Here is a 16,369-nt window from a genome sequence, read left to right on the forward strand (position 1 = left end):
TATTCGGCAGATGATGCAGGAGGCCGTTGGGTTCTCCCCCTCCAGCCTCCCCCCGAAGGGAGAGGAGTTGAGGAAACGGAGACTATAACGCCAACTTCACTCCGGCTGACGCTTGGTGATCGTCGTAGTTGTACTGGCCGGAGAAGTTGGAGAACTTCTGGCGGTGGAGATAGGTGCAGAACACGCTGAGCCACTCGCGCAGGGGCTGATCGAGGTCCAGCTTCTCCTGGTAGATGTCGTCGCGGCGGTTGGCGGTCTTCCCGTTGACGGTCGCGGCGAGCGGGTAGCGGTCGCTGGTGAAGCCGACATCGAGACGGACGCTCATCCCTTCGGGCAGCGTGTGCGAGTAGGTGAGCCCGAGCGTGTTCGAGGTGTAGAAGCGGTTGGCCTGGAAGGTGGATTCCTGCATGGAGCGGCCCGCGCGCAGGGACACGTCCCAGCGCTCCTCGGGCTTCCAGTTGAGCTGGGCGTCGACGCTCATGCCGCGGTGGAAGGTCTCGGAGGTTTTGAGGACCCCGTCGTTGTCGTAGCGGCGCATGGTCATCGCGCCCTCGAGCTTGCCGGTGATCTTCGGCGAGAAGCGTCCTTCGATGCCGAGACCTGCTTCGTGGGCCTTGTTGTTCTTCTGGTCCGTCGAGTGCACGGAGTAGTGGATGATCTTCCGTCGGTAGACGACGTAGGCGCGGGTCTTGGGCTGGAGCCGGTAGCCGACCTTGCCGCCGAAGGTCTGCTCGTAGCGGTTGAGCAGGGCGCCCATCGTGGTGGTGAGGTACTTGTGCGTCGCCTGCTCGCCGGAGAGCCCGATGAAGAGCGGGCCTTCGCCGATGCTGTATTCTCCCGCGACGCTCGCGGTGTTCTGCCAGCGCCGCTCGCGCGTCGCGCTCTCGGAGAAAGCGGGGTCCATCGTGCTGAGGAAGCTGTCGCCGAGCTTGGCGCTCAGGCCCATCGGCCCTTTGTAGGCGTAGTTGAGCTTCGCGCTCTGGCTGATCATGTCGTTGGCCTTCGACATGGTGGAGTAGAAGAGGGTCGAGATCTCGTAGCCGCCTGCGAAGGAGTGCATGCCGGAGAGCGGCAGCTTGAAGTCGAGGCCGAAGAGGTTCTCGGAGATGGACGCCTGGCGCACGCCGCCGCCGTTCTGGACGCCGTTGAGGTCGGAGGGGACCATGTAGATGTTCGAATCGTACATGGCGGCGATCTTGAAGCGCGGATGGAGTTCGAGGGGGCCGAGGCGGAGGCCCGGCTTGTCGGCGGCGGAAGCCGCCGTTGAAATCATGATCGCCGTCAAAAGCGTCGCGAGGAGCTTCATCGACTGCTGATTATAACGGGCGGCTCTGAATATTGCAAACAGAAAGCGCGGCGGGCGGCTTGGCGCTCGCCGCGCTACTTCTGTTCGAGGGATTCGACGTCGGCGAGGTCCTGATGGCGGCCGACGGCGCGTTTGGTGGCGATGAGGTCTTCGCGGGAGAGGAAGGAGACGGGGATATCCCCGAGGGCGCCGGGGCGACGATGCGTCCATATGTGCTCGGGGCTGACCCCGTCGAGCGCGGAAAGGATGTCGATGCGGACGGGCGGGTGCCCGAGTTGGATGACTTTCCCTGAGAGGAAATCCCCCTCCTTCAGCGCGAGCGAGGAGAAGCCGAAGTCGCGCAGGGCGGCCAGGACGCGGCGGGCGTTCTCGGCGGTGGGCTTCACCCAGACGTCCATGTCGCCGGTGGCGCGGGGGTGTCCATGGAAAGCGAGCGCATAGGCGCCGACAAGGACGAACTCGACGCGGTTCTTGTTCAGGGCTTCGAGGAAGTCGTGAAAGTCCGGATGCGGGCTCATGCCGGACGCTCCACGATGCGGATCTCGCGCACGAGGCGAGGCGTCTGCGTGAGCCCCATGGCGAGGAAGCATTGTCCGCGCAGGAACTCGACGGCTTCGAGGCGCGCCTCGGGCGTCTGAGCGAGCCAATAGGCGAGATCGGAGGGCGGCGAGTGGCGGTCACAGACCGTGAGATGAAGGTCGCTGCGCTCTCGGGGCATGATGAAGAGTCTATCAGTTTTCGGGCAGCTTCGATTCCCTTTGGGGCGGGATGATGGCGTGGGGCATGGCCGTGAGATCTCGCCTTTGTCATATAGGAAGAGCAGGGGCTCTCCCCCCTACAGCCCCCCGAAGGGGGGCGACAGTGGGGAAGGGTTCGGTGATTTGCTATACTCAAAGGGTCAGTGGGACCGCAGGACCACTGATGAACGCCGTATCCTGCGGTTTGAACGTCAAACATAACAGCGGTAACTAAAGGAGACAGGAAGACCATGGTCAACATCTCGATGAAGGCGATGCTCGAGGCCGGAGTGCATTTCGGGCATCAGACGCGCCGTTGGAACCCCAAGATGGCTCGCTACATCTTCGGCGAACGCAACAACATCCACATCATCGACCTCCAGAAGACGGTCAAGGAGCTCAAGAAGGCCTACGCCTGGGTGCGCGACTTCGCGGCCGAGGGCAAGACTTTCCTCATCGTCGGAACCAAGAAGCAGGCGCAGGACATCGTGAAGGCCGAGGCCGAGCGCATCGGGGTGCCCTACGTCTCCGAGAAGTGGCTCGGCGGCATGCTGACCAACTTCGAGACCATCCGCAAGTCCATCGACCGCCTCGAGCAGCTCGAGACCTTCGAGCGCGACAACGTCTTCCGCGTGATGACGAAGAAAGAGGTCTCCCGCCTCGTCAAGGAGCTCGCCCGGCTGCGCCGCGTGCTCACCGGCGTGCGCTCGCTCAACAAGCTCCCCGACGCGCTCTTCGTCGTGGACCCGGCCGAGGAGGAGATGGCGGTCGCCGAGGCGCGCAAGCTCGGCATCCCCGTCGTCGCCGTCTGCGACACGAACTGCGACCCCGACCTCATCGACCACCCGATCCCGGGCAACGACGACGCGGCCCGCGCGATCAAGCTCTTCTGCTCCGTCGTCGCCGACGCCATCTACGAGGGCAAGCAGGCCCACGAGAAGGCGAAGGCCGCGGTGAGCGTCGAAGGCGCCGAGCAGCAGATGACCGCCGGCTCGGGCCTGACCATCGAGGGCGCCGAAGAGGTCGCTCCCGAGCAGCCGGCCGAGGGCGCCGAGCAGGCTCCCGAGCAGGCCGCCGCCGCCGCCGCCGCTTCCACGGGCACCGTTCAGGCGTAAGCCCGCCGCGGACGGAGCCCGCCCGTGCACGGGCGGGCTCCGTCGCGCAGCACGGACCAGCTTCCTAAAGGAGAACACATGAGCACCGCCACCAACCCCAACGAAGTCATCCTCAAGCTCCGCGAGAAGACCGGCGCCGGCATGATGGACTGCAAGAAGGCCTTGACCGAGGCCGCCGGCGACTACGACAAGGCCGTCGAGGTCCTGCGCAAGAAGGGACTCTCCGACGCGGCCAAGAAGAGCACCCGCACCACGAAGGAAGGCCTCGTCGCCTGCGCCGTGACGCCCGACGGGAAGAAGGGCGGCATCGTCGAGGTCAACTGCGAGACCGACTTCGTCGCCAAGACCGACGAGTTCCGCAAGCTCGCCGACGAGCTCGCCCGCGAGGTCGCCGAGGGCCGCCTGAACGCCCCCGAGGCCGCCGCCGCGCGCCTGGCCGCCGTCGTCGCCAAGATCGGGGAGAACGTCGTCCTGCGCCGCCTGCAGCGCTTCGAGCTCTCCGGCCCCGGCGTCATCGTCCACTACGTCCACACCGCCGGCGGCAAGAAGGGCGCGATGCTCGAGCTCTCCTGCGCCTCCGACGCCGCGGCCAAGCACGAGGCCGTCGCGCAGCTCGGCCGCGAGCTCGCGATGCAGACCGTCGCGATGAGCCCGCGCTGGGTCACCCGCGCCGAGGTCCCCCCCGCCGACGTCGAGAAGGAGAAGGAGATCTTCTCCGTCCAGATCCGGCAGGAAGGCAAGCCCGAGGCCGCCGTCCCGAAGATCGTCGAGGGCAAGCTCAACAAGCTCTTCTACGGCGCCTTCTGCCTGCTCGAGCAGCCCAGCATGCGCGACAACAAGACCCCGATGAACAAGCTCGTCGAGGAAGCCGGCCAGAAGGCGGGCGGCAAAGTCGAGGTCAAGCGCCTGGCGCGCTACCAGCTCGGCGAGTGACCAAGAAACACCGACGCGTCCTGCTGAAGCTCTCCGGCGAGTCGCTGCTCGGCAAGGAGCCGCACGGCATCGACTCCGCCTCGCTGCGCCACATCAGCGCGGAGATCCGCCTGGCCTACCGCAAGGGCGTCCAGCTCGCGGTCGTCATCGGCGCGGGCAACATCTGGCGCGGCCAGAAGGACCGCGGCGAGGCCATCGACCGCGTCACCGCCGACTACATGGGGATGCTGGCGACGATCATCAACGCGCTGGCGCTGCAGGACTCCCTCGAGGACATGGGCGTGCCCACCCGGGTGCAGACGGCCATCGAGATCAGCAAGCTCGCCGAGCCCTACATCCGGCGCCGGGCCATCCGGCACCTCGAGAAGGGCCGCATCGTCATCTTCGCCGGCGGCACGGGCAACCCGTACTTCACGACCGACACCGCGGCCGCCCTGCGCGCCGTCGAGGTCGGCTGCGACGCGGTGCTCAAGGCCACCAACGTCGACGGCGTCTACACCGACGACCCGAAGCGCAACAAGCGGGCCCGTCGGCTCGATTCGGTCTCCTTCATGGAGGCCCTGCGCCGGCGCCTGCGCGTCATGGACGCGACGGCGCTGACGCTGTGCATGGAGAACCGCATGCCCATCGTCGTCTTCGACCTCGCGGGACGAGGGAACATCGCGAAGGCGGTCTCGGGCGCCAAAGTGGGGACTGTGATCCACGAGTAGGGGCCGCAGGCCCCTACCCCTCACCCCGCGCGCTGAGCGCGCTTGCCCCTCTCCCGCGGGGCGGGCGAGGGGCGGACCGAGAGAAAGCGGAAGATAAAGAGGATTCGAATGGACTTCAAGACGAACGCCGAGACGAAGATGAAGGGCCGCATCGAGAAGCTCAAGGACGAGCTCAACCGCGTGCGCACCGGCCGCGCGAGCCCGCACCTCCTCGAGAGCGTCCGCGTCGAGTACTACGGCCAGCTCGTCCCGCTCAAGCAGGTCGGCGCCGTCTCCGCCCCCGACGCGCGGACCCTCGAGGTCCGGCCCTGGGACCAGGCGCAGCTCGCCGAGATCGAGAAGGCCCTCAACAAGGCCGACCTCGGCGCGATGGCGAAGATCGACGGCCAGTGCGTGCGCATGACGCTGCCCACGATGACCGAGGAGCGGCGCAAGGACATCGTGCGCGCCGTGGGCAAGATCGCCGAGGAGTACCGCGTGGCGGTCCGCAACGAGCGCCGCGACGCCCTCGAAGAGGTCAAGAAGGCCGCCAAGGACAAGGAGATCTCCGAGGACGAGCAGAAGCTCGCCGAAGGCGCCATCCAGAAGGTCACCGATTCCTACGTCAAGCAGGTCGACGAGATGGTCGCCGTCAAGCAGAAAGAGATCACGACGATCTGAGGCGCTTCGCGCCCACTCACCCCCAACCCCTCTCCCGGCGTGGCAGGAGAGGGGGGTTGATGAAGACCGAAACGCTGAAGGTTCCCCCCCACCCGAACCCTCCCCCGCAGGGGTGGGGCTTTATGGTCGGGGCCTCGCAGGGACGCACCGGATGAAGCCCGAACTCCCCGCCGGAACCGAGATCCCGAAGCACATCGCCGTCATCATGGACGGCAACGGCCGCTGGGCCGCGGCCCGCGGCCTGCCGCGCTTCGCCGGCCACACGGCCGGCGTCGAGTCCGTGCGCGAGGCGGTGCGCGCATGCGGCGAGCTGGGCGTCAAGGCGCTGACCCTCTACTCCTTCTCGACGGAGAACTGGCTGCGCCCCAAGGCCGAGGTCGCCGACCTCATGAACCTGCTCGGCGCGGTGCTGGAGAAGGACACCATCGAGCTCGAGCGCAACGACGTGCGGCTCACGGCCTCGGGCCGCCTCGAGGCGCTCCCCGAAGGCGTGCGAAAGCGGCTCGCGCTCTCCATCGAGCGGCTCTCCGGCAACACCGGCCTCACGCTCAACCTGGCCCTCAACTACGGCTCCCGCGCCGAGATCGTCGACGCGGCCAACGCGCTGCTGCGCGAGGGCGCCCGGGAGCTCACCGAGGAGTCCCTCGCGAGCCGGCTCTACACGGCGGCGCTCCCCGAACTCGACCTGGTCATCCGCACCTCCGGCGAGATGCGGCTCTCCAACTTCCTCCTCTGGCAGGCCGCCTACGCGGAGCTCTACGTCACGCCCGTGCTCTGGCCCGATTTCCGGACGCAGCACCTCGTCGAGGCGATCCTCGAGTTCAGCCGCCGCGAGCGCCGCTTCGGCGGAGTCGAGTCCGCGCGCGAGCGCGAGAAGTCGCAGAAGGGGGGCGGCTGAGATGCGCTCGGAGCCCGCATCTCAGCCGCCCCCCCTCACCCCGCGCGCAGGGCGCGCTCGCCCCTCTCCCGGCGGGGCGGGAGAGGGGCGATTAATATGTTGCTGCCAAGACTACTAACGGCGGTCGTCGGGATACCGCTCGTGCTGGGGCTCGTCCACTTGGGGAGCCTCCCCTTCCTCCTCTTCGTCGCCGCTCTGGCGGCCCTGGCCGCCCGCGAGTACGCGACCATGTTGTGGGCGAGCGGCCGGGGCGTGCAGACCTGGACGACGGCCGCTGGCGCGGCCGTCCTGGCCCTGGCCGTCGGGCTCTCCGGCCCGGCCCTGCCGCGCGCGCAGGCTCCGGGCGTCGGCCTCTCCTCCTTCGCGCTCAGCGCCCTCTTCGTCTTCGTGATGCTGCGCGAGCTGCTGCGCCGCGAGCACTCGCTCGACCGCGCGGGCCTCACCCTGCTGGGCATCCTCATGGTGGGCTGGCCCTTCGGCCACCTCGTGCTCCTGCGCGAGCTCCCCCCGCACGGCGAGGCCTGGACCTTCCTCCTCTTCGCCGGCGTCTGGGCCACCGATACGGCCGCGTACGCCGCCGGCGCCGCGATGGGCCGCCACCGCCTGGCCCCGATCCTCAGCCCGAAGAAGTCCTGGGAGGGCGCCGTCGCCGGCTTCGCCGCCTGCACGCTCGTCGTATGGGGACTCTCCCGCTGGACCCCCGACATGATGCCCGCCTGGGGCGCGGTCCTCCTCGGGGCGATGACCGGGATCGTCGCGCAGTTCTCCGACGCCGCGCAGTCGCTGGTCAAGCGCGCCTGCGGGGCCAAGGACTCCTCGGCGCTGCTCCCCGGCCACGGAGGGATCTTCGACCGCATGGATTCCTTCCTGCTCCTCGCCCCCCTCTTTTATTACTTCGTTGTCCTGCTCGGTAAAAATTCATAGACTCGACCATGAGGTCTTCATGCTCCTGAGCACTTTCGCCGTCCTTCTGACCTTCGGACTGGTCATCTTCCTGCACGAGGGCGGACATTTCCTCCTCTGCAAGCTGCTCGGCGTGCGCGTCATCCGCTTCTCCTTCGGCTTCGGCCCCGAGATCTTCGGCGTCACCTCGCACGACACCCGCTTCTCCATCTGCGCGATCCCGCTGGGCGGCTACGTGAAGCCCGCCGGCGAGTCGCTCGAGGACTGCACGGGCCACCCCGACGAGTACTTCAGCCGCTCCCCGTGGCAGCGCCTGCTCATCGTCGCGGCCGGACCGACGATGAACTACTTCCTCGCCTTCATCCTCTTCTTCGGCGTCGTCTTCGCGCGCGGCATGCCGGAGCCTTCGACGGACCCGGTCGTCGGCGAGCTCGCCGGCGGCCTGCCGGCCGAGAAGGCGGGCCTCAAGCCCGGCGACCGCATCATCGCCGTCGACGGCCTCGAGGTGAAGACCTGGAAGGACATGGCGGCGGTCATCCACCGCAGCCCCGAGCGCGAGATCCCCATCCGCTTCGAGCACGAGGGCAAGGTCGCCTCCGCGAACATGAAGCCCGAGCGCGATCCCGCCAGCGGGCGCGGCATCATCGGCATCATGCCGAACATGGTCTACGCGCGCGTCGGCCTTTTGCGCGCGGCCAAAGAGTCCGCTCACCAGTGCTGGTTCTGGACCGCCTACACCGTCCAGACGCTCATGCAGAAGATCCACCACCGCGAGCGCCCGGACCTCGCCGGCCCCGTCGGCATCGTCCAGATGGTCTCGAAGGCCGCGCACTCGGGCCTCGAGGACCTCGTCTTCCTCATCGGGCTCATCTCGGTGGCCATCGGCTTCTTCAACCTCCTCCCCGTCCCCCTGCTCGACGGCGGGCACGCGGTCCTCTACGTGTGGGAGGGCCTCAGCCGCCGCAAGCTCACGGTGAAGGCCATGTCCGTGGCCAACTCGATCGGGCTCGTCTTCCTCGTCTCGGTGCTCATCTTCGCCACCTACAACGACGTCGTGCGGCTGCGCGATGCTCGAAGAGCATCGCGCAACCCCTCACCCCAGGGAACCCCTCTCCCGCAGGCGGGCGAGGGGTCTGATAAGAGCACGACGACCGCCCCTGCGCCCGCGAAGCCGTCGAAGTCGCGGCCGTAGGCCGCGACCCCTCACCCCGCGCGCAGAGCGCGCTGACCCCTCTCCCATGTGATGGGAGAGGGGTTCTTCTTTGCTGGTGCACAGAGACGATGTGGCTGATCTCTTCCGATTCCTCTGTTATATGAGGCCCCTCCCCCGGTATAACGGGGGAGGGGCGAGCGCGCAGCGCGGGGTGAGGGGCCGGCCCCCTCTATTTGACTCCAGGGGGGCCGGCGCGCTATAATGTAAGCAACGTCACGCGAAAAGTGGCCGAAGTCGAGCCACTTTTTTTTATGCGGACGTGGAAACGCGAACCATGCCCGACTTGAAGACGCTCGAGGCCAGCATCGAGGCCCTCCTCAACCAGGAGGCCATGGAGCTCGTCGACCTGCGCTGGCTCCAGGAGAGCGGCCGCTGGATCCTGCGCGTCTACGCCGACAAGCACGGCGGCATCACCCTCGGCGACTGCGAGTACCTTTCCGGCCGCGTCGGGGCCTACATCGACGAGACGCAGGCCATCCGGGAGTCCTACACCCTGGAAGTCTCCTCCCCGGGCCTGGACCGCGTGCTCAAGAAGGAGAAGGATTTCGTCCGCTTCGACGGCCACCGCGTGCGCATGCGGTTGAAGACCCCGCAGGACGGCCAGCGCAACTTCGACGGCCACCTGCGCGGGGTCGAGGACGGCTGCGTCGTCCTCGACGCCGGGACGCGGACCCTCAAGGTCCGCCCCGAAGACATCGACGAGGCGCGTCTGGCGCCGGACGTCCACGTCTGAATTCGAGAGGCATCATGGCACAGAAGAGCGAACTCATCCTCGCCCTCGAGCAGATCGAGCGCGAGAAAGGCGTGAAGAAGGAAGAGGTCCTCGCGATGATCGAGGGCGCCGTCGCCAGCGCGCTGAAGAAGCACCTCGGCCGCAACGCCAACGTCATCTGCACGATCAGCCCCGAGACCGCCGAGGTCGGCGCCGTCGTGCGCAAGAAGATCGTCGAGACCGTCGCCGACGCGGAGATCGAGATCACCGCCGCCGAAGCGAAGGCCCTCGGCGTCTCCGGCGAGCTGGGCGCCGACGTCGACCTCCCCGTCGACGCGCGCGAGTTCGCCCGCATCGCCGCCCAGACGGCGAAGCAGGTCCTCGTGCAGAAGATCCGCGAGATCGAGCGCGACAACCTCTTCGAGGAGTTCAAGCCCAAGGAAGGCGAGATGGCCGGCGGCTCCGTGCACCGCTTCATGGACCGCAACATCATCGTCGACATGGGGAAGGCCGAGGCCATCCTCCCGGTCCGCGAGCAGATCCGCCGCGAGCGCTACAACATCGGCGACCGCGTGCGCGCCGTCATCCTCAAGGTGGACAAGGCCCAGCGCGGGCCGCAGATCGTCCTCTCGCGCGCCTGCCCCCTCTTCCTCAAGCGCCTCTTCGAGATGGAGGTCCCCGAGGTCGGCGAGAAGATCGTCGAGATCGTGGACGTCGTCCGCGATCCGGGCTTCCGCGCCAAGGTCGTCGTCCGCTCCAACAACCCCAAGGTGGACGCGGTCGGCGCCTGCGTCGGCATCCGCGGCTCGCGCATCCGCTCCATCATGAACGAGCTCTCCGGCGAGCGCATCGACCTCATCGTGCACTCCCCGGAGACGACGACCTTCATCGCCAACGCGATCGCCCCCGGCAAGGCCTCCAGCGTCAAGATCGTCGACGAGGCCAACCGCCAGGCCGAGATCATCGTCCCCAACGACCAGCTCGCGCTGACCATCGGCAAGGACGGGCAGAACATCCGCCTCGCCTGCAAGCTCACCGGCTGGAGCCTCTCCGTGAAGTCCGAGGCCCAGAAGTCCGATGAGGTCAAGGCGGTGCAGGCCTCCGTCATGGTCGGCCTGCGCGAGCTCGAGGGCATCGGCCCGAAGACCGCCGAGGTCCTCACCAAGAGCGGCCTGCACGACATCCGCCGCCTCGCGACGCTCAAGCCCGAGGACCTGACGACTCTCCAGGGCATCGGCCCCAAGACGGCCGAGAAGATCGTCGAGAGCGCGAAGAAATATCTTTCCGAGCACCCGGAGATGGGTCCCGCGGCCCCCGCCGCCGCCCCCTCCGAGGAGCCGGCGCAGGACGCCGCGGCGCAGGAGCCTGCGGCGGTCGAGGGCGAGACGAAGGAAGCCCCGGTTTCCGACGGGAGCGCGAAGTAGGAGGCAGTCATGGCGAAGGACAAGAAGGAGAGCGCGGACAAGGCGGAGAAGGACGCCGCGAAGAAGCCCGCCTCCAAGGCCGCCGTGGTCAAGACGGAGAAGAAGCCGGCGGTGAAGAAGGCCGTCGAGAAGAAGGCTCCCGCGAAGGCGAAGCCCGGCCTCAAGCGCAAGGACGGGCCGCACGAGCCCCTGCGCGCGACCGCCGACGTCCGCAAGGAGAAGGAAGAGAACTCCATCGCTCCCCCCACCACGCAGCTCGTCGACCCTTTCGCCCGCATGCGCATGCAGCAGCGCCGGCCCGTCTCGACGGGCGCGCCGATGATCGCGCGCCTGAAGCCCGGCGAGGCCCTGCCCGCCCGCGTGCCGCCGCCCAAGCCCGTCGTCGAGGAGCCCAAGGTCGAGGAGAAGAAGCCCGCGGCCGCCGCTCCCGCCGCCTCCGCGGCGGCTCCGGCCGCTCCGGCGCCCGCCCCGGCCGCCCCCGTGCAGCCCGCGGCTCCCGTCGTCAAGGCGCCGCATCACGAGCCCACCGCGACCTATAAGATGGACGCTCCCGCCGCGCCCCGGCCCGTCGTGCCGGCGCCGGCCAAGCCCGCCGCGGCCGCCGCTCCGGCCGCCCCCGCGGCCCCCGCGAAGCCCGCCGCCGGCCCGGCCGCTCCCGCGGCCCCCGCGAAGCCCGCGGTCCCGGCGCCGGCGAAGCCCGCCATGGCCCCCGCGAGGCCCGCGGCCCCGGCCCCGGCGAGACCCGGCCCGGCCCCCGTCCAGGGCAGGCCCGCCGCTCCCGCCGCGAAGCCGGCCCAGCCCGCGCGTCCCGGCGCTCCGGCCGCGAAGCCGGCCCCCGCTCCGGAGAAGCCGGCGCTCAAGCCGCTGAGCGTCAACACCCTCGTCACCGTGCGCGAGCTCGCCGAGAAGATGAACGTGAAGGTCAACGACCTCATCAAGCGGCTCATCAACCAGGGGCAGTTCGTCACCATCAACCAGCGCCTCGACTCGGAGACCGCGATCCTCATCGCCTCCGACTTCGGCTGGGAGCTCGAAGTGAAGCCTCTGCACATGGAGGCGGAGATCAGCGCCGCCTCCGCGAAGAGCGACGACAAGCCCGAGGACCTCCGGCCGCGCTCGCCCGTGGTCACCATCATGGGCCACGTCGACCACGGCAAGACCAGCCTCCTCGACGCCATCCGCTCCTCGAACGTCGTCGCCGGCGAGTCCGGCGGCATCACGCAGCACATCGGCGCCTACAAGGTCGCCGTGACCAAGGGCGAGATCGTCTTCCTCGACACCCCGGGCCACGAGGCCTTCACCGCCATGCGCGCGCGCGGCTCCAAGGTCACCGACATCGTCGTGCTCGTGGTCTCCGCCGCCGACGGCGTCATGCCGCAGACCATCGAGGCCATCGACCACGCCAAGGCGGCCGGCGTCCCCATCGTCGTGGCGGTCAATAAGATCGACCTGCCCACGGCCAACCCCCAGAAGATCCGCCAGGAGCTCGCCGCGCACAACCTGCTCCCCGAGGAGTGGGGCGGCAAGACCATCTACGTCGACATCTCGGCCAAGAAGCGCATGAACCTCGAGAAGCTCCTCGAGATGCTGCTCCTGCAGGCCGAGCTCCTCGAGCTCAAGGCGAACCCGGCCCGCGACGGCGTGGGCACGGTCGTCGAGGCCCGCATGGACGCCAAGCGCGGCTCGGTGGCCACGGTCCTCATCCAGAACGGGTCCGTCAGCGTCGGAGACCCCTTCGTCATGGGCCTCTGCTCGGGCAAGATCAAGGCCCTCATCAACGACCGAGGGGAGCGTCTGAAGACCGCGGGCCCCTCGACCCCCGTCGAGATCCTCGGCATCTCGGGCGGCATCCCGCAGGCCGGCGACGCGTTCAACGTGGTCAAGGACGACTCCATGGCCAAGGAGATCGCCTCCAAGCGCAACCGCGTCCAGCGCGAGGAAGCGCTCGCCCACAAGCACCACCTCTCCCTGCTGAGCCTGCGCTCGAGCAAGGTCAAGCACCTGCCCATCATCCTGAAGGCCGACGTGCAGGGCTCCCTCGAGGCGCTCAAGGACCAGGTCGAGAAGCTCTCGACCCCGGAGATCAGCGTCCAGGTCATCCTCTCCGGCATCGGCAACGCCAACGAGTCCGACATCGTGCTCGCCGAGGCCTCCAACGCCGTCGTGCTCCTCTTCCACGTGGACAAGGAGCCCCGCGCCGCGGAGCTCGCCGAGAAGGGCGGCGTCGAGGTCCGGCGCTACGAGATCATCTACGACCTGACCGCGGACGTGAAGGCCGCCCTCGAGGGCCTGCTCGAGCCCGAGATCGTCGAGGTCGTCGTCGGCCGGGCCGACATCCGCCAGGTCTTCAGCGTGCGCGGCTCCAAGGTCGCCGGCTGCCAGGTCAGCGAGGGCAAGCTCGTGCGCAACGCCACGGTGAAGGTCTACCGCGGCGCGGCCTCCGTGGGCCAGGGCAAGATCGTCACCCTCAAGCGCTTCAAGGACGACGCCAAGGAAGTCGAGAAGGGTCTCGAGTGCGGCGTCGGCCTCGAGGGCTTCACGGCCTACGAGCCGGGCGACCGGCTGGAGGCGACGGTGCAGGAGAAGCGCATCCGCCGGCTCGAGGCCGCGTCCTAAGGGCATGTACGCCCGCAGCGAGCGCCTCAAGGAGCTCTTCCAGCAGGAAGTCTCCAAGATCCTGGCCGAGCTCAAGGATCCGGGCATCTCGGGCCTCGTGACCGTCACCGGCGTGGAGCTCAGCGCCGACATGAAGAACGGCAAGGTCTTCTACTCCGTGCTCGGAGTCGAGAAGGACCGCGAGTCCACGGCGAAGGCCCTGGAGCGCGCGGCCGACTTCGTGCGCGGGCTGCTGCTCAAGAAGCTCTCCCTGCGGCGCGTGCCGCACCTCGTCTTCGTCTTCGACGGGACCGCCGAGAAGGCGGACCGCATCGAGCACCTCCTCGCGAAGATCCAGTCCGACGAGGGCGCCGCCCCTCCCCCGGAGCACGGCGACCTCGGGCCGCTCGCCTCGCGCCCTCCGCTGCCTCGGCCGCGGACCCGAAGACGGCGGCGTTGATGGCCGTGGGCGCGCCCTCCCCCAACCCCTTGCCGCCGGAAGGGGAGTTGAGGAAGGGTTCTTTAGACGGGCTCCTCTTAGCGGACAAACCGGTCGGCTGGACCTCCCACGACGTCGTCGCCGTCCTGCGCACGCGACTGCCGCGCGGGCACAAGGTCGGGCACGCCGGCACCCTCGACCCCAAGGCCACGGGACTGCTCCTGCTGCTGCTCGGGCGCGCGACGCGCTCCTCCGCCGCCCTCCTCGGTCTCGACAAGGTCTACGCGGGGAGCCTGCGTCTGGGCGTCGAGACGGACACCGGCGACCTGGAGGGCCGCATCGTGCGCGAGTCTCCGCTCCCCCCGCTCTCTCCCGAGGCCCTGCGCGAGGCCTTCGCCGCGCATCTGGGCGCCCTCGAGCTCCCGGTCCCGGCCTACTCCGCGGTCAAGCACGAGGGGCGCAAGCTCTACGATTACGCCCGCAAGGGCGAGGCGGTCCCGGTGAAGACGCGTACGACGGACATCCACGCCTTCGACCTGCTCTCCTGGGCGTCCCCCGAGGCCTCCTTCCGGCTCGCCTGCTCGAGCGGGACTTACGTGCGCGCGGTCGCCGAGTCCGTGGGGCGCCGCCTGGGCTGCGGCGCCGTGCTGAGCGCCTTGCGGCGCGAGTCGATCGGCTCCTGGCGCGTCGAGGATGCCCGCCCCGTCGCCGAGCTCAAAGGACTCGGGGCGGATGCGATCTCGGCGTTGCTCCTTCCGATCCCCTCCGGACTCGACCTTGCTCCTCATGGAAGGGCATCGTGAGCGTCAAGCATCTCGTCACCATCGGGACCTTCGACGGCGTCCACCGCGGGCACCGCCGCGTCCTCGATCACCTGCTGCGCAAGGCGCGCGCGCTCGGGATGTCCACCACCGCCGTGGTCTTCGACGTGCCGCCGCGCTCCGTGCTCAATCCGGGCGTGCCGGTGCAGCTGCTCACCACCCCGGAGGAGCGCGTCCGACTGATGCGCGCGGCGGGCGTGGACGTCGTGCGCGTCCTCCGCTTCGGAGGCGGGCTCGCCCGCACCCCGCACACGCGCTTCTTCAACGAGTTCCTCGTCGGAGAATGCTCGGCGGGCGGCATCCTCGTGGGGCCGGATTTCGCGTTCGGGCGCCATCGCAGAGGCGACGCCGACTGGCTGCGCGCCGCTTGCCGGCGCCGCGGCCTGCACTTCTCGACCCCCCCGCTCCTGACGCGGCACGGGGAGAAGGTTTCCTCGTCCCACATCCGGACGCTCCTGGTGCACGGAAAGGTGGCGGAGGCCGCCAAGCTGCTCGGGCGGCCCTACGCGCTCTCCGGAGCGGTCGTGCGCGGACTGGGGCTGGGCACGCGCATCGGCATCCCGACCGCGAACATGGACGCGGACCCCCGGCGCCTGCTTCCCCGGGGGGTCTACGCGGTGCGCGCGCGGGTCGGCGGGAAGGGGCGCTGGCACCCCGCGGTCTGCAACATCGGGACCAAGCCGACGCTCGGGGGCGAGGGCCGCGTCTCGGTGGAGACGCACATCCCCGGCTTCAAGGCCGACATCTACGGGCGGGAGCTCGAGCTGCGCTTCATCGCGCACCTGCGCGGCGAGCGCCGCTTCCCCTCCCTCGGCGCGCTCGTGCGCCGCATCCGCCGCGACTGCACCGACGCCCGGCGCATCCTCGGAGCATGAAGAAGCCCTACAGCGAACGCGCGGAGTTCCTGCACTTCCTGACCTCCCTGGCCGGCACGATCCTCGCTTTCCTCGGTACGGCCCTCCTCGTCGCCAGCGCCGCCCGCCAGGGGGACCCCTGGAAGATCGTCAGCGTCTCGGTCTACGGGGCCTCGCTCATCACGCTCTACCTCGCCTCGACGGTCTACCACCGCAGCAGTCCCGACGGCCTTCGGGCGGCGCTCCAGAAGCTCGATCACAGCGCCATCTACCTGCTCATCGCCGGCACCTACACCCCCTTCACCCTGGTGCGCATGCGGGGAGAGTGGGGCTGGACGCTCTTCGGGCTGGTGTGGGGCTTCGCGGTCGTCGGGATCGTCCAGAACCTGCTGCCGGCGCGGTGGCGGAAGATCCCCCCGCTCGTGCTCTACCTGGGGATGGGCTGGCTGGTCCTCGTCGCGCTCGGGCCGCTGCTGCGCGCCCTGCCGCCCGCGGGGGTCGCGTGGCTGGCCGCGGGAGGCGTGTCCTATACCGTCGGCGTGGCGTTCTTCGCCCTCGACGAGAAGTACGAATACGCCCACTTCGTCTGGCACCTCTTCGTCCTCGGCGGGAGCATCAGCCAGTTCGTCGCGATCCTGCTGTACGTTCTCTAGTCGTTTCCTCTCCCGACGGCGATTCCCCCTTCCCCTGCCCCTTCGCCGGCACCCCAGCTCTGATAGTGCCGGGATCGCAGGGAAGTTCCCCCTCCCCCTGCCCCCTCCCGCAGGAGGGGGAGTTAAGGAACTGTAATTAGTGTGATCCTAATGGGGTCAGACGTGAACTTTTGCAACTTATTCCGCGGAAGCAGACCGGATGCGCCGAATGGCGATTTCCGGCGCTTGGGGACAATAAGTTCCATAAGTTGTGGTGCCTGACGCCATGATAAATGGAATACGCGCGGGGGGCGGGAAAGGTTCCAGTTCCCCCTTCCCCTGCCCCTTCGCCGGCACCCCAGCTCTGATAGTGCCGGGATCGCACGCGATGAGGAATCTGATAGTGCGAACTCGCGG

At 68.7% G+C, this 16,369-nt stretch carries 16 protein-coding genes and 1 pseudogene; 14 read left to right on the forward strand and 3 right to left on the reverse strand.

The annotated features are described in order from the left end of the window. Positions 1–82: 82 nt before the first annotated feature. The 3 genes from WC969_03075 to WC969_03085 form a co-directional block, all read right to left on the reverse strand. Positions 83–1,306: an outer membrane beta-barrel protein gene (locus WC969_03075; protein MFA6028820.1), complete on the reverse strand. Its 1,224-nt coding sequence runs from the start codon at positions 1,304–1,306 to the stop codon at positions 83–85. Positions 1,307–1,380: 74 nt separating this feature from the next. Then, a complete protein-coding gene (locus WC969_03080; GenBank protein MFA6028821.1) occupies positions 1,381–1,824 on the reverse strand; it encodes a hypothetical protein in 444 nt (147 codons plus the stop codon). Further along, positions 1,821–2,024: a hypothetical protein gene (locus tag WC969_03085; protein MFA6028822.1), complete on the reverse strand. Its 204-nt coding sequence runs from the start codon at positions 2,022–2,024 to the stop codon at positions 1,821–1,823. Before WC969_03085 ends, WC969_03080 begins: the two co-directional genes overlap by 4 nt. 270 nt (positions 2,025–2,294) lie before the next feature. Between WC969_03085 and rpsB the strand changes: the two are divergent. From rpsB to WC969_03155, 14 genes and pseudogenes are all read left to right on the forward strand, one after another. Then, a pseudogene (gene rpsB, locus WC969_03090) lies at positions 2,295–2,990 on the forward strand (30S ribosomal protein S2). 246 nt (positions 2,991–3,236) lie between these two features. Further along, positions 3,237–4,091, forward strand: coding sequence for a translation elongation factor Ts (gene tsf, locus WC969_03095; protein MFA6028823.1), 855 nt, complete (start codon positions 3,237–3,239; stop codon positions 4,089–4,091). Then, complete coding sequence (gene pyrH, locus WC969_03100) at positions 4,088–4,801, forward strand: UMP kinase (GenBank protein ID MFA6028824.1); 714 nt, start codon at positions 4,088–4,090, stop codon at positions 4,799–4,801. Before tsf ends, pyrH begins: the two co-directional genes overlap by 4 nt. A gap of 108 nt (positions 4,802–4,909) precedes the next feature. Further along, positions 4,910–5,461 (forward strand): ribosome recycling factor, encoded by a 552-nt coding sequence (gene frr / locus WC969_03105; protein ID MFA6028825.1) that lies wholly within the window; start codon positions 4,910–4,912, stop codon positions 5,459–5,461. Between the two features lie 151 nt (positions 5,462–5,612). Next, a complete protein-coding gene (gene uppS, locus WC969_03110) occupies positions 5,613–6,359 on the forward strand; it encodes a polyprenyl diphosphate synthase (GenBank protein MFA6028826.1) in 747 nt (248 codons plus the stop codon). 96 nt (positions 6,360–6,455) lie between these two features. After that, the gene (locus WC969_03115; protein MFA6028827.1) at positions 6,456–7,283 is read left to right on the forward strand and encodes a phosphatidate cytidylyltransferase; all 828 of its coding nucleotides are present in this window, start codon (positions 6,456–6,458) and stop codon (positions 7,281–7,283) included. A gap of 19 nt (positions 7,284–7,302) precedes the next feature. Next, the gene (rseP, locus tag WC969_03120; protein MFA6028828.1) at positions 7,303–8,454 is read left to right on the forward strand and encodes an RIP metalloprotease RseP; all 1,152 of its coding nucleotides are present in this window, start codon (positions 7,303–7,305) and stop codon (positions 8,452–8,454) included. A 295-nt stretch (positions 8,455–8,749) separates the two neighbouring features. Further along, entirely contained in the window at positions 8,750–9,208 is a 459-nt protein-coding gene (gene rimP, locus WC969_03125; GenBank protein ID MFA6028829.1) for a ribosome maturation factor RimP, read from the forward strand. Between the two features lie 14 nt (positions 9,209–9,222). After that, a complete protein-coding gene (gene nusA / locus WC969_03130; protein ID MFA6028830.1) occupies positions 9,223–10,611 on the forward strand; it encodes a transcription termination factor NusA in 1,389 nt (462 codons plus the stop codon). Positions 10,612–10,620: 9 nt separating this feature from the next. Then, positions 10,621–13,227 (forward strand): translation initiation factor IF-2, encoded by a 2,607-nt coding sequence (gene infB / locus WC969_03135; protein ID MFA6028831.1) that lies wholly within the window; start codon positions 10,621–10,623, stop codon positions 13,225–13,227. Positions 13,228–13,231: 4 nt separating this feature from the next. Beyond that, entirely contained in the window at positions 13,232–13,666 is a 435-nt protein-coding gene (gene rbfA / locus WC969_03140; protein MFA6028832.1) for a 30S ribosome-binding factor RbfA, read from the forward strand. 47 nt (positions 13,667–13,713) lie between these two features. Next, positions 13,714–14,448 carry a tRNA pseudouridine(55) synthase TruB gene (truB, locus tag WC969_03145; protein MFA6028833.1) on the forward strand — a complete coding sequence of 245 codons (735 nt, stop codon included), beginning with the start codon at positions 13,714–13,716 and terminating at the stop codon, positions 14,446–14,448. Next, entirely contained in the window at positions 14,445–15,341 is an 897-nt protein-coding gene (gene ribF / locus WC969_03150) for a riboflavin biosynthesis protein RibF (GenBank protein MFA6028834.1), read from the forward strand. Before truB ends, ribF begins: the two co-directional genes overlap by 4 nt. Beyond that, entirely contained in the window at positions 15,338–15,973 is a 636-nt protein-coding gene (locus WC969_03155; protein MFA6028835.1) for a hemolysin III family protein, read from the forward strand. The genes ribF and WC969_03155 overlap by 4 nt, the downstream gene beginning before the upstream one ends. Positions 15,974–16,369 lie beyond the last annotated feature (396 nt).

The organism is Elusimicrobiota bacterium (assembly GCA_041660925.1).
In the GTDB taxonomy this organism is placed as follows: domain Bacteria; phylum Elusimicrobiota; class Elusimicrobia; order UBA1565; family UBA1565; genus JBAZUV01.